General features: G+C 61.0%; 18 protein-coding genes and 1 riboswitch. Of the genes, 14 read left to right on the plus strand and 4 right to left on the minus strand.

Going from position 1 to position 18,181, the window contains the following annotated elements; all coding sequences use genetic code 11:
• Positions 1-155 precede the first annotated feature (155 nt).
• Positions 156-935 carry a DeoR/GlpR family DNA-binding transcription regulator gene (locus ACSQ83_RS19700; RefSeq protein ID WP_436229306.1) on the plus strand — a complete coding sequence of 260 codons (780 nt, stop codon included), beginning with the start codon at positions 156-158 and terminating at the stop codon, positions 933-935.
• 331 nt (positions 936-1,266) lie between these two features.
• Positions 1,267-1,464, plus strand: coding sequence for a hypothetical protein (locus ACSQ83_RS19705; RefSeq protein ID WP_414950292.1), 198 nt, complete (start codon positions 1,267-1,269; stop codon positions 1,462-1,464).
• Positions 1,465-1,527: 63 nt separating this feature from the next.
• Here the strand turns inward: ACSQ83_RS19705 and ACSQ83_RS19710 are convergent, their stop codons facing one another.
• Entirely contained in the window at positions 1,528-1,908 is a 381-nt protein-coding gene (locus tag ACSQ83_RS19710) for a hypothetical protein (protein ID WP_414966498.1), read from the minus strand.
• A gap of 254 nt (positions 1,909-2,162) precedes the next feature.
• Between ACSQ83_RS19710 and glpD the strand changes: the two genes are divergently transcribed.
• The 3 genes from glpD (at position 2,163) to ribB (ending at position 5,841) form a co-directional block, all read left to right on the plus strand.
• A complete protein-coding gene (gene glpD / locus ACSQ83_RS19715; RefSeq protein WP_436229307.1) occupies positions 2,163-3,755 on the plus strand; it encodes a glycerol-3-phosphate dehydrogenase in 1,593 nt (530 codons plus the stop codon).
• Positions 3,756-3,919: 164 nt separating this feature from the next.
• Positions 3,920-4,681 carry a helix-turn-helix domain-containing protein gene (locus tag ACSQ83_RS19720; protein ID WP_436229308.1) on the plus strand — a complete coding sequence of 254 codons (762 nt, stop codon included), beginning with the start codon at positions 3,920-3,922 and terminating at the stop codon, positions 4,679-4,681.
• Positions 4,682-4,781: 100 nt separating this feature from the next.
• Positions 4,782-4,961, plus strand: a riboswitch (FMN riboswitch).
• Positions 4,962-5,121: 160 nt separating this feature from the next.
• On the plus strand, positions 5,122-5,841 hold the full coding sequence (gene ribB, locus ACSQ83_RS19725) for a 3,4-dihydroxy-2-butanone-4-phosphate synthase (protein WP_436229309.1): 720 nt from the start codon (positions 5,122-5,124) through the stop codon (positions 5,839-5,841).
• An 86-nt stretch (positions 5,842-5,927) separates the two neighbouring features.
• Here ribB and ACSQ83_RS19730 read toward each other — a convergent pair whose 3' ends face one another.
• From ACSQ83_RS19730 to ACSQ83_RS19740, 3 genes are all read right to left on the minus strand, one after another.
• Entirely contained in the window at positions 5,928-6,797 is an 870-nt protein-coding gene (locus ACSQ83_RS19730; RefSeq protein ID WP_436229310.1) for a hypothetical protein, read from the minus strand.
• Positions 6,798-6,936: 139 nt separating this feature from the next.
• On the minus strand, positions 6,937-8,115 hold the full coding sequence (locus ACSQ83_RS19735) for an MFS transporter (RefSeq protein WP_436229311.1): 1,179 nt from the start codon (positions 8,113-8,115) through the stop codon (positions 6,937-6,939).
• Between the two features lie 9 nt (positions 8,116-8,124).
• Positions 8,125-8,520: a VOC family protein gene (locus tag ACSQ83_RS19740; protein WP_414950158.1), complete on the minus strand. Its 396-nt coding sequence runs from the start codon at positions 8,518-8,520 to the stop codon at positions 8,125-8,127.
• 134 nt (positions 8,521-8,654) lie between these two features.
• Between ACSQ83_RS19740 and ACSQ83_RS19745 the strand changes: the two genes are divergently transcribed.
• The 9 genes from ACSQ83_RS19745 to glyQ all read left to right on the plus strand — a co-directional run bounded on the left by ACSQ83_RS19745 (position 8,655) and on the right by glyQ (position 18,172).
• Positions 8,655-9,620: a LysR family transcriptional regulator gene (locus ACSQ83_RS19745; protein ID WP_436229312.1), complete on the plus strand. Its 966-nt coding sequence runs from the start codon at positions 8,655-8,657 to the stop codon at positions 9,618-9,620.
• 159 nt (positions 9,621-9,779) lie between these two features.
• Positions 9,780-11,141 (plus strand): tRNA (N6-isopentenyl adenosine(37)-C2)-methylthiotransferase MiaB, encoded by a 1,362-nt coding sequence (miaB, locus tag ACSQ83_RS19750; RefSeq protein ID WP_436229313.1) that lies wholly within the window; start codon positions 9,780-9,782, stop codon positions 11,139-11,141.
• Between the two features lie 33 nt (positions 11,142-11,174).
• The gene (locus tag ACSQ83_RS19755) at positions 11,175-12,284 is read left to right on the plus strand and encodes a PhoH family protein (protein ID WP_436229314.1); all 1,110 of its coding nucleotides are present in this window, start codon (positions 11,175-11,177) and stop codon (positions 12,282-12,284) included.
• 2 nt (positions 12,285-12,286) lie between these two features.
• Complete coding sequence (ybeY, locus tag ACSQ83_RS19760; RefSeq protein WP_436229315.1) at positions 12,287-12,754, plus strand: rRNA maturation RNase YbeY; 468 nt, start codon at positions 12,287-12,289, stop codon at positions 12,752-12,754.
• 36 nt (positions 12,755-12,790) lie between these two features.
• On the plus strand, positions 12,791-13,447 hold the full coding sequence (locus ACSQ83_RS19765) for a gamma-glutamylcyclotransferase (RefSeq protein ID WP_414950291.1): 657 nt from the start codon (positions 12,791-12,793) through the stop codon (positions 13,445-13,447).
• Positions 13,448-13,660: 213 nt separating this feature from the next.
• Positions 13,661-14,578, plus strand: coding sequence for an HlyC/CorC family transporter (locus ACSQ83_RS19770; RefSeq protein ID WP_436229316.1), 918 nt, complete (start codon positions 13,661-13,663; stop codon positions 14,576-14,578).
• 204 nt (positions 14,579-14,782) lie between these two features.
• Positions 14,783-16,504, plus strand: a complete 1,722-nt coding sequence (gene lnt, locus ACSQ83_RS19775; RefSeq protein ID WP_436229317.1) for an apolipoprotein N-acyltransferase — start codon at positions 14,783-14,785, stop codon at positions 16,502-16,504.
• Positions 16,461-16,982, plus strand: a complete 522-nt coding sequence (locus ACSQ83_RS19780) for a GNAT family N-acetyltransferase (protein ID WP_436229318.1) — start codon at positions 16,461-16,463, stop codon at positions 16,980-16,982. Before lnt ends, ACSQ83_RS19780 begins: the two co-directional genes overlap by 44 nt.
• Positions 16,983-17,164: 182 nt before the next feature.
• Positions 17,165-18,172: a glycine--tRNA ligase subunit alpha gene (gene glyQ, locus ACSQ83_RS19785; protein WP_436229319.1), complete on the plus strand. Its 1,008-nt coding sequence runs from the start codon at positions 17,165-17,167 to the stop codon at positions 18,170-18,172.
• Positions 18,173-18,181 lie beyond the last annotated feature (9 nt).

The raw sequence follows: 18,181 nt of genomic DNA on the forward strand, positions 1-18,181 counted from the left end.
ACCCCAGCCGTAACGCGCTCGTTGGCGTGGTTGCATCGATGCCATTGGACAGCGATATCCAAAGGTAAGACGGACGATCGAGCATTGCCGGACCGCCGGGCCTATCCCTTACAATACGGGCCACCTCAAGACAAAAAAGCGCACTCTTCGACGCCATGACACGAGATCCCCGCATCACCTTGAACGCACGACAGCAAGAGCTGCTCGACTGGGTGCAACGCGATGGCTTCGTGACAGTGGAAGACCTGGCCACGCATTTCGACGTCACGCCGCAAACCATTCGACGCGACGTCAACTGGCTCTCGGACATGAACCTCCTGCGCCGCTATCACGGTGGCGCGAGCCTGCCGACCAGTTCGGAGAACGTCTCATACACGGCGCGTCAGCGCATGTTCCACGACGAAAAACGTCGCATAGGCGCGCTCGTCGCTCAGCACATCCCCGATCAGGCGTCCCTCTTCATCAACCTGGGCACGACGACCGAGGAAGTCGCCCGGGCGCTGAACCGGCATCGCGGCTTGCACGTGATCACGAACAACCTCAACGTGGCCAGCATGATGAGCGGTTACCCCGAATGCGAGGTGCTGATTACCGGCGGCATTGTGCGGCCGTGGGACAAAGGTATTGTGGGCGAGCTGGCTATCGACTTCATCCGCCAGTTCAAAGTGGACTTCGCGATCATTGGGGCGTCGAGCATTGAAACCGACGGCACACTGCGCGACTTCGATACCCGCGAAGTCCGCGTGGCCGAAGCGATCATCAAACACGCCCGCACGGTGTTCCTCGCCGCCGATCATTCGAAATTCAACCGCCCGGCACTGGTCCGACTCGGTCATCTGAGCCAGATCGACGCGTTGTTCACCAATGCCCCTGCGCCACCGGAAATGGCTCAAACGCTCGCCGAAGCAAACACGCAGGTATTCGTGGCGGCGTAGGTCCGGCCCCAAAAATCTTGCTTCGCCAAGGCCCGCTGCCTGTGTGCAGTGCGGCAGGAACCTCACGTAAATTCTACGATTCCGCTTGTCTGCCGAACCGCTTTCGCGCCCCTAAAAAGTCAAACCCATTATTTTCCGCAAGCGTTTGGCACTCGTCTGACGCTTGCCTACAATCAAATTCCGGCAACGAAGCGCCGCTTTTGGGCGCCCCCAGCCACGCTATGCATCATGCGTCTGCCGGACACGAAGTTTCAGCCTCGCACAACGTTCCGAAGCACTTATGCCGATCGCCGACCGATCAAAGTGCCGCTCGATCGTCATGGAGAACACGATGCTAAGTCCGCATGAATTTGCCACGCTGCTCCTGTTGCAAGACGCCCCCCATCAGATGGACATGGTGCGCGACGAACTCGACGCCCTGCTCGAGCGCCAGCTTGTCCAGTTGGAAAATCTCGCCTCCGGGCACCAGTTGTGGAGCCTGACGGCTTCCGGCGACTCCACGATCAAAGCAATCAAACGATATTCATAGATTCGCTCTTCGGCCATCGCAGCCTCCACCAAGGCTGCGTGAGTGGGCCGAACAGCGAGCCGATTAGCCAGCGCGCAAGGTCGGGTCGACGGCTGCGCGCCAACTAAGCGCTTGCGCCCGCTGATCCGCGAAGAACGAAGCCCACGTGCTTTGCGCTGCTGCCGTACGGCTAGCAGTAAACGCCGCATACTGACTCGCAATTCCCGCCTGGAACGCGCAAAACTGGTCCTTTGGTAGCTTGCCGCGTTTTTGCGCCACGTAAGCATCGAGAAACGCCGTATACACGCCCTGCGCGTCCGTGCCGTAATCAACTGCGCTCCCACCGCACATGGACTGGAGCGCGGCGAGGGACGGCGCTCCCATTGATCCTGCAACATCTGGCGCGGATATACATCCGGCCAGCGTCAGCGCGCCGAGCGCACCCGCCACTAACATCTTTCGCATCGCGTTACTCCTTCATCCCCAGTGCCTACAGTATCGGCCGGCGGCCAGCTTCGCGCCACTCGACCGAACGGCCTATGAGCCCAAATACGACCAAAAACGACCGCAACCTGCACTTTTCCGGCAAAACGCAGTAATAGCGGCGCGTTAGCCATTCAGACGACTTTACATTTTCGTTTTTGTTCGTTAAATTTCGAATTCGAACATTAGTATGTTCCGACGGAGTTTTCCGTTGGTGGCCATGGGGCGGACAAGCGATGCAAGGCAATCTTTACGATGTGCTCGTGGTGGGCGGCGGGGTCAACGGCACGGGCATAGCGCGGGACGCGGCGGGCCGTGGCCTCACCGTCATGCTGTGCGAAAAGGACGACCTGGCTTCGCACACGTCGTCGTCGAGTACGAAGCTCATTCACGGCGGGCTTCGTTATCTCGAATACGGCGAATATCGGCTCGTGCGCAAGGCGCTCCAGGAACGTGAAGTGTTGCTGCGCGCGGCGCCGCACATCATATGGCCGTTGCGTTTCGTGATGCCGCACATGCCGAACCTGCGCCCGGCCTGGATGATCCGCGCCGGCCTGTTCCTCTACGATCACCTTGCGCGCCGCGAATTGCTGCCCGGCTCCCGGGGTATCAAAATGCGCCGGCACCCGGCGGGCGCTCCGCTTATCGACTCAATCAAACGTGGGTTTGTGTATTCCGACGGCTGGGTGGACGACGCTCGCCTCGTCGCGCTTAACGCCGTCGATGCGCAGGAACACGGCGCCGTCATCAAGACGCGCACGCGTCTGGTGAGTGCGCGGCGCGGCGAAGGCGTTTGGCATGCCGCGCTCGCCGACAACCAGGGCGCGACCTTTGAGATTCGGGCGCGCTCCATCGCAAACGCGGCTGGTCCGTGGGTCAGCGACCTGCTCAAGGATTCGCTCAACAGCAACACGCATACGCGCCACACCGTGCGGTTGGTCAAGGGAAGCCACATTGTCACCCGGCGCCTCTTTGAGCACGACCACGCGTACATTTTCCAGAATCCGGACAAGCGCATCATTTTCGCCATTCCGTATGAGCACGACTACACGCTGATCGGAACCACGGACCTCGAGTATCACGGCGATCCATCGAAAGTCGTGATCAGCCCGGAAGAAACGGCGTACCTTTGCGACTCCATCAATCGCTACTTCAAGAAGCACATCAGCCCGGCTGATGTCTGCTGGACCTACGCCGGCGTGCGCGGCCTGCTCGAGGACGAAAACGCGGAGAACGCATCGGCCGTCACGCGCGATTACCTGCTGGAACTCGACACGCCCGCGAACGAAGCGCCGCTGTTATCGGTGTTCGGTGGCAAGATCACCACGTTTCGCAAGCTGGCCGAAGAAGCCGTCGACAAGCTGGGGGCAGCGCTGCAATCGCCGGCGCGGAGTAAAACCTGGACCGAGGGCGCGCCGCTGCCGGGCGGGGACATTGCCAACGCCGACTTCGCGCTTTTTCTCAGCTCGTTCAAGCAACGCAACAGCTGGCTGCCGGACGAACTCGCGCACCGTTACGCGCGGGCGTACGGAACGCGCGCTCAGAAGCTTCTAGGCAATGCCGGCTCGCTCGCCGACCTCGGCGAGGCCCTGGCGCCCAGCCTCTACGAAGCCGAACTCCGCTACATGCGCGACAACGAATGGACAACCTGCGCGGACGACGTGCTCTGGCGCCGCTCGAAACTCGGCCTGCATCTGGAGCCGGGATCGCTTGAAGACGTGGTTCGCCGCATTGACGCGTGGTTCGCGTCGAGCAAACCCGATGCCGAGCTGCGGGAGACGTCACCCACGCAATCCACGCCGCCCGCACCCGCTCGCACGGTCGTTTAACGAGGGGTTGCCGCGAATAGCTACCCTGCGGCACCTCATAACGGTGTGACGATATCTTCGTTTGCCGCCAGTTGAGCGAATGCTAGTCTTGCCTTCACTCGTTCCCGCGCCGGTTCGCCGAGCGGGTCTGATCGACTGAACGATTGAAAGACTGGAGGCTCATCATGGTTGCATCGGCTTATTCATCGCTGGAACTCGTGCGCGAGTCGTTCGATGCGCGCGCGCCGGCCGAACACGCCGAGGCAACACAGGCGCGTGCGGCAAACACCGTGGCAAACGCGCTTCACACGCAGCCAACGGACGCGCAGGAAGCGAACGACGCGCTCGAATACCTGGTTGGCGTGAACCTCGCGCGGCTGCGCGCCGAACGCCAGCTCTCGCTCGATGCCCTCGCTCGCGCGTCCGGCGTATCGCGCGCCATGTTGGCGCAGATCGAATCCGGGCGTAGCGTGCCGTCCATCAAGGTACTGCACAAGATTGCGAGCGCGCTGAAGGTATCGGTGGCGGCGTTCCTGCGACGCCACGCGATCAATGGCATCGAATATTTGCCGGCTGAAGAGGCAACGCGGCTGGTGACATCGAATGGACGCTTTTCCGCCCGCCCGTTATTTCCGTTGAGCGCGCCTGCATCGGCGGAATTCCATGAACTGAGGATTGCGCCGCTGCACGCCGAATCCGGCAGCGCGCATCCACCCGGCACCACGATCAACCTGGTCGTGAGCGACGGCACGCTGGAAATTCGCGTGCATGACCGGGCGCAGTTGCTAGCCACCGGCGACGCCATTGTGTTCGACGCCGATCAACCCCACACGCTGCGCAATCCCGGCAACACGGAAGCGCGCGCGTACCAGGTGACGGTGAACGCGGAAACGCCGCCGCGCTGGCATGTTCCGGCCGATTCACGTCGTATCGACGATGCCAGCTAAGCAAGCTTGCCTGCAAGCTAGAGGCAGGCAGTACTGCAACATTGGCAAGTCTGCTGTATCCTGAAATTCGTCGCGTTGTTAAGTGTTTAGCGACAAGTCAGTACGTCTTCAGGGCGGGGTGCAATTCCCCACCGGCGGTATGCGAGCGGCGAAAGCCTCTCGCGAGCCCGCGAGCGCCTGTGAATGCAGCTTGCAAGTCATTGCGAGCCGCCCAGCGGGGTCAGCAGATCTGGTGAGATGCCAGAGCCGACGGTCATAGTCCGGATGGAAGAAGATGTGCAGACGGTCATGTCCGTTTCGCGTGTTTGCCGCGGCGCATTTGCGTCCGCGTTAAACCGGCGCTGTCGAATTGACGGCGTTGAAGACGCGTGTCGTTCTGTCTGTTTGCAATGCCCTGAAACGTTTTTCGCCCCATTTTCTTTTGCGAGAGCGTTTCACTCATGTCCGATTCAGTTTTCACCTCCCCGGCCACCGCCTTTGCCGATCTTGCGCAACTTCGTGCAGGTGAAGCGTCCGTTGCGATCCCTCATCGAATTGCCGCTGCCCTGCAAGCGTTGCGCGAAGGCCGCGCGGTCGCCCTGCTCGACGACGACGATCGCGAGAACGAAGCCGACCTGATTTACGCCGCTGAAAAGCTTGATGTCGAAGGCATGGCGCTGATGATCCGGGAGTGCAGCGGCATTGTGTGCCTGTGCCTTCCTGACGAGACCGTTCGCGCGCTCCACTTGCCGCCGATGGTCGCCGACAACGGCAGCAAATACGGCACGGCGTTCACGGTTTCTATCGAAGCACGCGAGGGCGTGACGACGGGCGTATCGGCCATTGACCGGCTGACCACGATCCGCGCTGCGATTGCCGATAACGCGAAGGCTGGCGATATCGTGAGTCCCGGCCATGTGTTCCCGCTGCGCGCGCAGCCGGGCGGCGTGCTGACCCGGCGCGGTCATACGGAAGGAACCGTCGATCTGGCTATCCTCGCCGGGTTGAAGCCTGCCGGCGTACTGTGCGAATTGATGAACCCGGACGGCACGATGGCGCGCGGTGCTCAGATCGATGCGTTTGTTAAGGAGCGCAACATTCCGGTGCTGACAATCGCCGAACTCGCCGATTTCCGGATGGCGCTTGCCGCCGCACGCGAACTGGCGGAAGAAACGGTTTAACGACGCATAGAAGCAATAAAAAAGCGCGGCCCTGAACAAAAGGGTCGCGCTTTTTATTTATGGGTTGTGGAAGAACCCGGCAAAAATCACACGGCTTCCGCCCTCAAAATCGCCGCGAATTTTCTATAAAGCCACACCGAGCAAGTTGCCCCCGTCGCCGTATAAAGCAGCGTGCCTACGCTTTGCACGATCATCAAACCCATGGTCAGGCTGCCGATAGACCCGGCCGTCGCCAGCATTTCCGCGACCACGGTCAGCACCGTCGCAATGCCGACGACCGGCAGGATCGCGAGCAAGGCGGCTGTCGTGATGAACCAGAAATGTCCGCGCGTGTCCTCCCAGGCGGCGCGCCACTGGATCCGGCCACCAACAGCCGTGTGCGGAAACAGCAAGGCAAGCCGCGCAGACACATAACTCACGCCGCAAACAACCAGCACCGCGAGCGTGGCGGCCGCGGCCATTGAGGTGCCGCTCGACAACCCCGCCAGCCGCAACCCGATCCAGGCGATCATGACCGCGAGCGCCGCGCCTACGTACCCCGCAAGTAACGCGATGCAGAGCAGGAAATAGCGCCGGATACCGGCGTCCCAGAGGTGCATCGGCGCAGGCGTGGAGACCGGTGCGGCGGCAGGCGCGGCGGATTCAGCGTGCAACTTCATCGCAAAGCGGACCACGAATACGGCCAGCACAGCGAGGACCAGCGTCTGTACGAAGGTGACGCCAAGGGAAATCAGCCCTTGAGTGAACCCCGCGGCGTGACCGGCGCTGCTGCTGGTCATCGCCGTGAGCGAACTGTCCGATGCCGCCAACCCGGAAAATTGCGCCTTGTATCCGGCGGTTCCGGTTGCGAGCACGGCGACGAACGCCACTAGAAATACGATCGGCATGTGTCGTACGGCGGAGGCGGCGTCGCGCCATGCGCCCGTCAGGCATTGGCGCAGCGTGATGTCTTCCATAAAACCTCGGTCGAAAAGCGTGATGAAGCGATAAAGCCGCGAATGCGGCTCGCACGACACGCTAGTCGGTTGAGGACGCCGGGTCAACATCCGGCACGGCCTTGGCGTGGGTATTCCCCACGCAGCACGCCACGCGAACTCAAATGGCATCCACCGCGGCCGCACGCGTTCCCTGCCCGCCGCGATCAAGCCGGGCCGCATACCAGGTCACGCCGAGCGCGACCACGGCCACCACGGCCGCGACCCACGGCAGCGAATCGAGCGGATGTCCCTGGCTCAACACCACGCCGCCCAGCCACGCGCCGCCGGCATTCCCCAAATTGAACGCGCCGATATTCAGCGTCGACGCCAGGTTCGGCGCATGTTTCGCCTTCTCGACCACGCGCGTTTGCAGCGGCGGCACGGTGGCGAACGCGGCGATGCCCCAAATAAAGATCGTGATGGCCGCGAGCGTCTGGTTATGGCTGGTCTTCGCGAAGATAGCCATGATGATTGCGAGCGCGACGAGAATGCCCATCAGCGATGGCATCAGCGCCCGGTCGGCCAGCTTGCCGCCAATCGTATTGCCGATCGTCAATCCAACGCCGAACAGCACGAGCACCAGCGTGACGCCATGTGGCGAAAATCCGCTGATCTGCTCGAGGATCGGCGCAATGTAGGTGAAGACCACGAACACGCCGCCGAAACCGAGCACGGTCATTGCCAGCGCGAGCCAGACTTGGGGCTCCTTCAGCACGCGCAGTTCGTGGCCGAAGTTCGACGGCCCCGAATCGTGCTTGTTCGGCACGAGCGCTGTCACGCCGACCAGCGACAACACACCGAGCGCCGCCACGACCCAGAATGTCGTGCGCCAGCCGAATTCCTGACCGATAAACGTCCCGAACGGCACGCCGAGCACATTCGCGAGCGTGAGCCCGGTGAACATCAGCGCAATCGCACTGGCGCGCTTTTCAGCCGGAACCAGCGACGCCGCGACCACCGCGCCAATGCCGAAAAACGAGCCGTGCGCGAACGACGTCACCACGCGGGCGATCATGAGCATCGAATAACCGGGTGCAACGGCGCACAGCACATTACCGACGATAAACACGCCCATCAGCAATTGCAGCGCGAGTTTGCGCGGCATTTTTGCAGTCAGCACGGCGAGCAGCGGTGCGCCCACGGCGACGCCCAACGCGTAGCCGGTGACGAGGAATCCCGCCGATGGTATCGATACAGCCAGATCGCGGGCGACATCGGGCAGCAGCCCCATGATGACGAACTCGGTCGTCCCGATAGCGAACGCGCTGATCGCGAGCGCCAGAAGTGGAATAGGCATGAAGATCCCCTAGTTTGAGAATAAGGAAAGCGATGTCACGAATTCGATGACCACGCCCGGCGCAAGCTGCACGAACACTTGCCGTTCGCGGACGAGCGGAACCTCGGCTTCGGAAAACGGGATCGCGTGTTCGTGCAGGCGTGCGAGCAACGCCTGCCATTCGGCCGCGCTTTGAACCCGCAACGCCAGGTGATCGATGCGCGTGGCCGCCCGGCCACCGGGCGGCGAAGCCAGCACCGAGCCGCTTTCGATCAGATGCACGGCGGGCGTGTCATCGAGATAAAGCCAAAACCCGCCTATGCCGAATGGCGGGCGCGGGCCGACTTTCATGCCGGCTATATCGACGAGAAAATGGCGGATCGGCTCGCAATCGGGCGCGACGATCGTGACGTGATCGAGTTTCATCGGACGTTTCCAGCAAATTCGGGCCGCACAGTCAAACCTCATACACTGCAATGCACCAAATTTTGCGCGCCCAGGAACGTTTTGATAATTGGCGTAGCATTTGAACCATTATCAAAAGCAAATTGAGAATCGCAATGGATCGACTCGGCGACATGCGCCTGTTCACCGAAGCCGCCGCGCTCGGCAGCTTGTCCGCGGCGGGGCGCAAGCTGGGTTTATCGCCGGCGGCGGCCAGCGCCCGGCTGCTCAAGCTGGAGAAATCGCTCACCGCGCGGCTGTTCGAGCGCACCACGCGCCAACTCAGGCTCACCGACGAAGGCCGGCTTTATTTGCAGCATTGCCGGATCGCGCTGCAGGCTATCGACGACGGCGAAGCCGCGCTGCACGCCGGCCAGAATCTCGTGCGCGGCAAGGTGCGGATCTCGGCCACATCGGATTTCGGCCGCAACCTGCTGTGCCATTGGCTCGATGAATTCAGCCGCCTGTATCCGGACGTGAGCTTTTCGCTGACGCTGTCGGATTCGGTATCGAACCTGCTGCTGGAAGAGATTGATCTGGCGATTCGCTTTAACCGGCCGTCGGAGGGCAATCTGATTGCCCGTCGGCTGGCGCCGAACCGGCGTGTGCTGTGCGCATCGCCGGAATACCTGGCGCGGCACGGCGAACCGAAAACGCCCGCCGATCTCGCCGCGCACACGTTCACGGTGCTGGTGACATCGACGGCAACGTTCAACGAGTTCCAGTTCGTCCGCAGCGACGAGCGTTTCACCCACACCGTGCCGCTCAGCGAGGCCTGGGAAACCAACGACGGCGCGCTGACCCGCGCCTGGGCGCTGGCCGGTCAGGGCATTGCGCACAAATCGATCTGGGATATTGCCGCCGATGTCCACTCCGGCGCGCTGAAAATTTTGCTGGCAGACTGGTGTTCGAACGAGGCGGCTGTCCACGCTGTGTATCACTGCAACCGGTATAGGGCGCCACGGGTTCGCGTGCTGCTGGACTTCCTGATCGAACGCTTCGACCTTGCGACCGCGGAATTGCTCGGCGACCTGGCCTACCCGCCCGGCCAGCAGGGTCACGAAGTCGAGCGAACGCTATAATATCGAGCTAACCGTCGAGTGCTGCAACGTGCAAATTTCGGCCAATTCAAGCGAAATAGGCCTAAAGCAGCGTTAAAAGCCGACGAAACGAAACAGATAATTCCCTTCAACGCATTAAATACCGCGCCCCCAGACTAATCACTGCGACCGGCGAAATTCATGACCAAGAAAGTGTATGTAAAGACCTTTGGCTGCCAGATGAACGAGTACGACTCCGACAAAATGGTCGACGTGCTCGGCGCAGCCAATGGCCTCACCCAGACGTTCACGCCGGAAGACGCCGACGTCATTCTCTTCAACACATGTTCGGTGCGCGAAAAAGCCCAGGAAAAGGTTTTCTCCGATCTCGGCCGCGTGCGCGAATTGAAGGAAGCGAATCCGAACCTGATCATTGGCGTAGGCGGTTGCGTGGCGAGCCAGGAAGGCGCAGCGATCGTGTCCCGCGCGCCGTACGTGGACCTGGTGTTCGGCCCGCAGACGCTGCATCGTCTGCCGGACATGATTGCGAAACGACGTTCCACAGGACGTTCGCAAGTCGACATCTCGTTCCCGGAAATCGAAAAATTCGATCATCTGCCGCCGGCGCGTGTGGATGGCCCGAGCGCGTTTGTATCGATCATGGAAGGTTGCAGCAAGTACTGCAGCTATTGCGTGGTGCCCTACACGCGCGGCGAAGAAGTATCGCGACCGCTGGATGACGTGCTGACCGAAATCGCCGGTCTCGCCGACCAAGGCGTGCGCGAAGTCACCATGCTGGGGCAGAACGTGAATGCGTATCGCGGCCCAGTGACACAGCATTCCACGGATATCGCGGATTTCGCTACGCTGATTGAATACGTCGCGGAGATTCCGGGTATTGAGCGGATTCGCTACACCACGTCGCATCCGAAGGAATTCACGCAACGCCTGATCGATACATACGCGAAAGTGCCGAAGCTCGTGAGCCACTTGCACTTGCCCGTGCAGCACGGTTCCGACCGTATTTTGATGGCCATGAAGCGCGGTTATACCGTGCTCGAATACAAGTCGGTGATCCGCAAATTGCGCGCGATTCGTCCGGATTTGTCGCTGTCTACGGACATGATTGTCGGGTTCCCGGGCGAGACGGAAGATGACTTCCAGAAGATGATGAAGCTCATCGACGAAATGAGTTACGACACCAGTTTCTCGTTCATCTACAGCCCGCGTCCGGGCACGCCGGCTGCGAACCTGCACGACGACACCCCGCGCGAAGTGAAGCTCAAGCGTTTGCAGCATTTGCAGGCGACCATCGAGGCGAACGTGGCGAAGATCAGCAATTCCATGCTGGGTTCGGTGCAGCGCATTCTGGTGGAAGGCCCGTCGCGCAAGGATCCGAGCGAACTCGCCGGACGCACGGAGAATAATCGCGTGGTGAATTTCCCGGCGCCGATCTCGTCGCACAAGCGGCTGATTGGCCAGATGGTCGATGTGGAAATCAACGTGGCGTATCCGCATTCGTTGCGCGGCGAATTAATCATGACGCCCGCGACAACTCACTAAAACCGCAGCTTCGACAGGAACCCGACTCTAGCCTTGAAGACCGCTCAGCAGCATCTGGAATTCACCGCTCCGCGCGACGACAACGCGCGGCTCGCCAACCTGTGTGGCCCGCTCGACGAAAACTTGCGGCAGATCGAGCAGGCGCTCGACGTGACGCTGACGCGTCGCGGACACAAGATCACCATCCGCGGGCGCGGCGCGAAGGTTGCGCTGGCGGCGCTCGAGAATTTCTACAATCGCGCGAAAGACACGTTGTCGGTGGACGACATCCAGCTTGCGCTGGTCGAAGCGCGCAATGCGGCGCGGCATGGGTTGAATGCCAACAGGCCATCGAATAACCTGAATTCCGAGCCCGTCGATCCGCGTTTCCGTGGCGACCCCGATCATCCCTTCGATGAACCCAACGTGACCATCGACCTGGGCGAAGAGGAAGATCCGGGGCCGAAGCTGTACACGCGACGCGCCGATCTGCGCGGCCGCACGCCCATGCAGCGTGAATACCTGAAGCAGATCATTGCGCACGATGTCACGTTTGGCATCGGCCCGGCGGGTACGGGTAAAACGTATCTGGCGGTAGCGTGCGCGGTGGATTCGCTCGAGCGCGATCAGGTGAAGCGGATTGTGCTGACGCGTCCGGCGGTGGAAGCCGGCGAGCGCTTGGGTTTCCTGCCGGGCGATCTCGCGCAGAAGGTGGATCCGTATTTGCGGCCGCTTTACGACGCACTCTACGACCTGCTCGGCTTCGATAAAACCGCAAAAATGTTCGAGCGCCAGATGATCGAAATCGCGCCGCTCGCGTACATGCGCGGCCGGACGCTGAATCATGCGTTCATCATTTTGGACGAGGCGCAGAACACTACGCCCGAGCAGATGAAGATGTTCCTGACGCGGATCGGTTTCGGGTCGAAGGCCGTTGTCACCGGCGACACCACGCAAGTCGATTTGCCGCGTGGGCACAGGAGCGGGCTGATTGAAGCGCAACACATCCTGGCCGATGTCCGCGGTATCGCGATGACGAAGTTCACGAGCGTAGACGTAGTACGGCACCCGCTGGTCGCGCGGATTGTGGAAGCGTACGACGCGCAGTCGGAGCGCGATGCCTCGGCCGCCGCGATTGCCGCCGCGAAATATCGCTCTGAATAAGCATGCCCAAACTTGCACTGACACTGCAGTTCCCGGCCGCCAAGACGTTCCCTGAACACAAGGCGCTATTGCCGCGCGCAACCGTCGCCGGCTGGATCAAGGCGTCGCTGTTCGCGGACGCGGAACTGACCGTGCGTTTCGTCGATACCGAGGAAGGCCGGGCGCTGAACCGGTCTTATCGGCAGAAGGATTACGCCACCAACGTGCTGACGTTCGCGTATGCCGAGTCGGAAGACGATCCGGTCACGGGCGACCTGGTGCTGTGCTGTCCGGTAGTGGAACGCGAGGCGCGCGAGCAGAACAAGCCGCTCGCCGCGCATTACGCGCATCTGATCGTGCACGGTACGCTGCATGCTCAGGGTTACGATCATGAAGATTCGGCGGAAGCGAAAGAAATGGAATCGATCGAAACCGGCATCATGCAAAAGCTTGGTTTCACCGATCCTTACCTGCCGTTGCCGCCCAGCTAAGCCGTGACTGACGACCCGCCCCCTCTTCCTGAACTGATGAAGGAACCGCCTTCGCAGATTCCCGACCACTATCCGCCGGTGTTCGAGGAGTCGCGTCTTCTCACCGACGAAGAACTGGCGGCATCGCGTGAAAAAGCGTTGGCGCAGTGGGATCGCAAGACGGATCTCTGGCTGTTCGGCTATGGCTCGCTGATCTGGAACCCGGGCTTGCCCGCCGTGGAAATGGTACGCAGCAAGGTGCACGGTTATCATCGCGGACTGTATTTGTGGTCGCGCGTGAATCGCGGCACGCCTGAGCAGCCTGGGCTCGTGCTGGCGCTGGATCGCGGCGGTTCATGCTCGGGCATGGCGTTCCGGTTGGCGGCCGAAGGCGCGGAGCCGCATCTCGAAGTGCTGTGGCGACGCGAAATGGCGATGAATTCGTATCGCGTGGCGTGGTTGCCTTGCACGCTCGTGGACGGCCGCCGCGTAGAAGCGCTGGCGTTTGTGATGCGGCGCGAGGCGTCTACCTACACCGGCAAGCTCGCCGACCAGATGGTACGCCACGTGCTCGGCTGCGCGACCGGCCGATACGGCACCACGCTCGATTACGTCAGCCGCACGGTCGAGGCGCTGCGCGAATGCGGCATGCCGGACCGGCAGCTCGAAGCGCTGTTGCATCGATGCCAAGGCGCGGATTCGTCGCAGGAATGAGCGTCACGAAACGCGCCAAAACGACGCGCCAAGTGCTGAACCATGGCCGATCGGCTAACGTCACTGGCTCGACATACTCCGCCGATATTTATCAGTTACGATGTTTCTACGAGATTTGAACGTCTTCGCGCCCGCTTGAATTGGCGCGAATTTTCCTTGGTGTATTCTTAACTTTCCGAAATTTCGCGTCCGGAACAATCCGGGCGCCCCACTATGAACGACTCCGATCCCAGTCGACGTTACACCGACAAACCACCGGAAAAGCGCACGCTGCTTGAGCGCCTGACCGATTTCATCTCGCACGAACCTGAATCGCGCGACGAATTGCTGGAAGTCCTTCAGGACGCCCACGAACGCAATCTGCTCGACGCGGATTCGCTCTCCATGATCGAAGGCGTGTTCCAGGTTTCGGAACTCTGCGCGCGCGACATCATGATTCCGCGTGCCCAGATGGACGCCATCAATATTTCCGAAACGCCCGAGCAGTTCATTCCGTTCATGCTCGAAAAAGCGCACTCGCGCTATCCAGTATTCGAAAGCAACCGCGACAACGTGATCGGCGTGCTGCTTGCAAAAGACTTGCTGCGCTATTACCACGAAGAAGAATTCGATGTCCGCGGCATGCTTCGCCCCGCCGTATTCATCCCCGAATCGAAACGCCTGAACGTCTTGCTGCACGATTTCCGCGTGAACCGGAATCACATTGCCATCGTCGTCGATGAATACGGCGGCGTGGCCGGACTGATCACGATTGAAGACGTGCTGGAGCAGATTGTTGGCGACATCGAAGACGAATACGACTTCGACGAAGAAGCCGGCAACATCATTGCGACGCCGGATGGCGCGCATCGTGTGCGTGCGCTGACTGGCATCGAGCAATTCAACGAACAATTCGGCACGCATTACTCCGACGACGAAGTCGACACCATTGGCGGGCTGGTCACGCATCGGTTCGGACGCGTGCCGCATCGTGGAGAGAAGGTGCGGATCGATGACTTCGTGTTCGAAATCATGCGCGGCGACGCTCGCCAGATCCACGTGCTGCGCGTGCGCCGCGCACCGAATATGAACGTGCTCGACGGCAATTCGCGCAACCACCGTGACAGCGATCACGACGACGAACGCGATTGATCCGGTTTGATCTCCATAGAGAACAAGGGGCCCCTCAACCGGCCCTGACCTGCTTCAGCCTGTAACACAGCGTGATCACACTACGCGTTCAATTGCAGCAGTTGCGTGCCGAACCGCCGTGCAGGCGTTTTACGCCTTTTTCGTGACATGACGCGCGCCGGTCACGCTCCGTCATTCGCTTACTTTCTGCTGACCTCGTAATCCATGGCCGACTCATCGTCTCCTGTCACCTCGCAGCGCAACTCCCGCCCGATGCCCGCTGAAAAGCGCGCCGGCACGGCTCAGTCCATGCCCTTCTGGCATTACCTCGTCGCGGCCGTGCTGGGTGTCGCGAATACGCTTTCGTTTGCACCCACGCCGCATGGCGGGTGGGTCGAACTGGTGATCTTTACGCTGTTCTTCGCGTGGCTTACGCGCACTAATGGCTGGAAAAGCGCGGCGTTGACGGGCTGGGCATTTGGATTCGGCAACTTCGTCACGGGTGTGTGGTGGCTGTATGTCAGCATGCACGACTATGGCGGCATGGCGGCGCCGCTGGCGGCTGCAGCCGTCGCGTTGTTCTCGATGTACCTTGCGGTCTACCCCGCATTGGCGGGCGTGGTCTGGTCGCTGTGCGCGGGGCATGCGCGGTATGACGACGATGGCGCCTCCGCGACCGAGCTCGCCGATGAACCGCGCTTCGTGCCCACGTGGCACGGCGCGTTTGCCTTTGCGAGCGCGTGGGCGCTGGGCGAGTGGTTGCGCGGGCTTGTGTTCACCGGCTTCCCGTGGCTTGCGAGCGGGTATGCGCAAGTCGATGGCCCATTGGCGGGGTTTGGATCGGTTGCGGGCGTATACGGCGTGGGCTGGGTGCTGGGGTTGGTGGCGGCGTTGCTCGTGCAAGGTTTCTACGGCTTCAGGCGCAGCACAGCCGTAGTTGAACGGTCGACGGCTGCGCGTCTTGCGCCGTTCATCGTGGCGGTGCTGCTGCTTGCATCCGGCATGTTGCTGTCACTGGTCGAATGGACAACCCCCGCGAACGCGCCACTCACCGTCCGGCTGCTGCAAGGCAACGTGAAGCAGGAGATGAAGTTCGAGCAGGAAGGCGTGGATCAATCGCTCGCGTTGTATAAAAAACTGATCACCGAGAAGCCTGCGGATCTCATCGTCACGCCGGAAACGGGGTTCCCTGTTCTCGGCGTTCGGATGCCACCGGACGTTGCGCTGGCACTGCGCAATTTCTCCGACACAACCCATTCATCCATCCTGTTCGGCGCTTTCGGCGTGACGACTTCGGCTGAAAGTTCCGTGCCTAGCTACACAAACACCCTGTTCGGCATCACGCCGAATCAGCAGGACGTGTACCGCTACGACAAACATCATCTCGTGCCATTCGGCGAATTCGTGCCGACAGGTTTCCACTGGTTCGTTGCCCTCATGGGCATTCCGCTCGGCGATCTCGGGCGCGGCCCGCCGGTGCAAAAATCGTTCTTCGTGCACAACCAGCCGATTGCCGTCGATATCTGCTACGAGGACATTTTCGGCGAAGAGATAGCGCGGACGATTCGCGAACAGGAAGCGCCCGCAGGCATTTTGGTGAACTCGACGAATCTTGCTTGGTTCGGCGACACCATTGCGCTCGATCAGCATCTGCAAATGGCCCGCATGCGTTCTATCGAAACCGGCCGCCCCATGCTCCGTTCGACCAACACGGGCACAACCGCGGTGATCGCGGCAAATGGCGCTGTGGTGGCACGGCTGCCTGTGTACACAGTCGGCTCGCTCGATGCCACCGTCCAGGGCACATCCGGGCGTACGCCGTATGTGACGAGCGGCAACATCACGGTGATCATGGTGTCGCTGTTGCTGCTGGCGTTCGGATTTGCGTTCGCGCCGGGAAAGAATGGCCGCAACAAAGCTGTCGATCATGGTCGCGAAAAGTCCTGAGCTGGCCGGGTTTGCCATCCGCAAAGCCACGAGAGCCGATGCGGACGCCGCGTGGGAAATCCGCCGCGCCGCCGTGATGCGTGAATGCGCGAATGTGTATCCGCTAGACCAGCTGGAACAGTGGACCGGCGGTACGGCATCGCGAGCATTCGCCGATGCCGTAGAAGAGCGTTTCCTCGTGGCAACCGTTGACGGGTATGTCGCGGGCACCGGCATGATCGACCTCGCGACGGGCAAAATCGATGCGATTTTTGTCCATCCGGCGTATATGAAACGCGGCATTGGAGCAGCAATGATGCGTCATCTGGAAACACTCGCCCGCTCGAAAGAGCTCCCGGAACTCACGCTCGACTCCACGCTGAACGCGGCACCGTTTTATCGCGCGCTCGGTTTCGAAGGCGAAGAAATCACGCCATACCAGTCGCCACGCGGCCTGACCATGGATTGCGTGCCAATGACGAAACGCCTCCGCGGATAACACCCGTTTTTACCGGCCAATCGGCCGATGAGTCTGCCGTTCATCCCCGAAAAGTCGCGCAAGACCCTCATTCCCGCTAAAATTCAACGTTTTAGCCCTCCGGCCGGGGCATTTTTCCGGTCGGCTTCGACCACGCGCCGGCCCGCCGGCTCACGCTTCGAAGGCACGCTTCAAAGGCATTCATGCTCACTTTTCAGCAAATCATCCTGACGCTGCAATCCTATTGGGACAACAAGGGTTGCGCGCTTCTCCAGCCGATCGACATGGAAGTCGGCGCGGGCACCTCGCACGTGCACACGTTCCTGCGCGCGATTGGACCGGAACCGTGGCGAGCAGCGTATGTGCAGCCGTCACGGCGTCCGAAGGACGGCCGTTACGGCGACAACCCGAACCGCCTGCAGCATTACTACCAGTACCAGGTGGTGCTCAAGCCCGCGCCGGAAAACATCCTCGATCTGTACCTCGGCTCGCTCGAAGCGCTTGGCTTCGACTTGAAGCAAAACGATGTGCGTTTCGTGGAAGACGACTGGGAAAATCCCACGCTCGGCGCATGGGGCCTCGGCTGGGAAGTCTGGCTGAACGGCATGGAAGTGACGCAGTTCACGTACTTCCAGCAAGTTGGTGGTATCGACTGCAAGCCGGTGCTCGGTGAGATCACCTACGGTCTCGAACGGCTCGCCATGTATCTGCAGAAAGTGGAGAACGTGTACGACCTCGTGTGGACCGAATGGGAAGAGGAAGGCCCGAACGGCCGCGAACTCCGGCGCCTGACGTATGGCGACGTGTATCACCAAAACGAAGTCGAGCAGTCCACCTACAACTTCGAGCACGCGAACGTCGACCTGCTGTTCACGTTCTTCAAGAGCTACGAAGCCGAAGCGCAGAAGATGATTGAAGCGAAGCTCTCGCTGCCCGCGTATGAGCTCGTGCTGAAAGCCGGCCATACGTTCAACTTGCTGGACGCGCGCGGCGCGATTTCGGTGACGGAGCGGGCGGCGTATATCGGCCGGATTCGCGATTTGTCGCGTGCGGTTGCGAAGGGCTATTACGAGTCGCGTGAAGCGCTCGGTTTCCCGATGCTGGGCAATCCCGTACACGCCGCGGCCGGACTTGTTTCGGACGCACAAGATGCCGCCAAGCCCGCGTGGGCGCCGGCGCTTAAGGTCGAGCGCAATATCGATCAGGCCTGACCAGAGCAC

Source organism: Caballeronia sp. LjRoot29 (assembly GCF_964252755.1).
GTDB lineage: Bacteria > Pseudomonadota > Gammaproteobacteria > Burkholderiales > Burkholderiaceae > Caballeronia.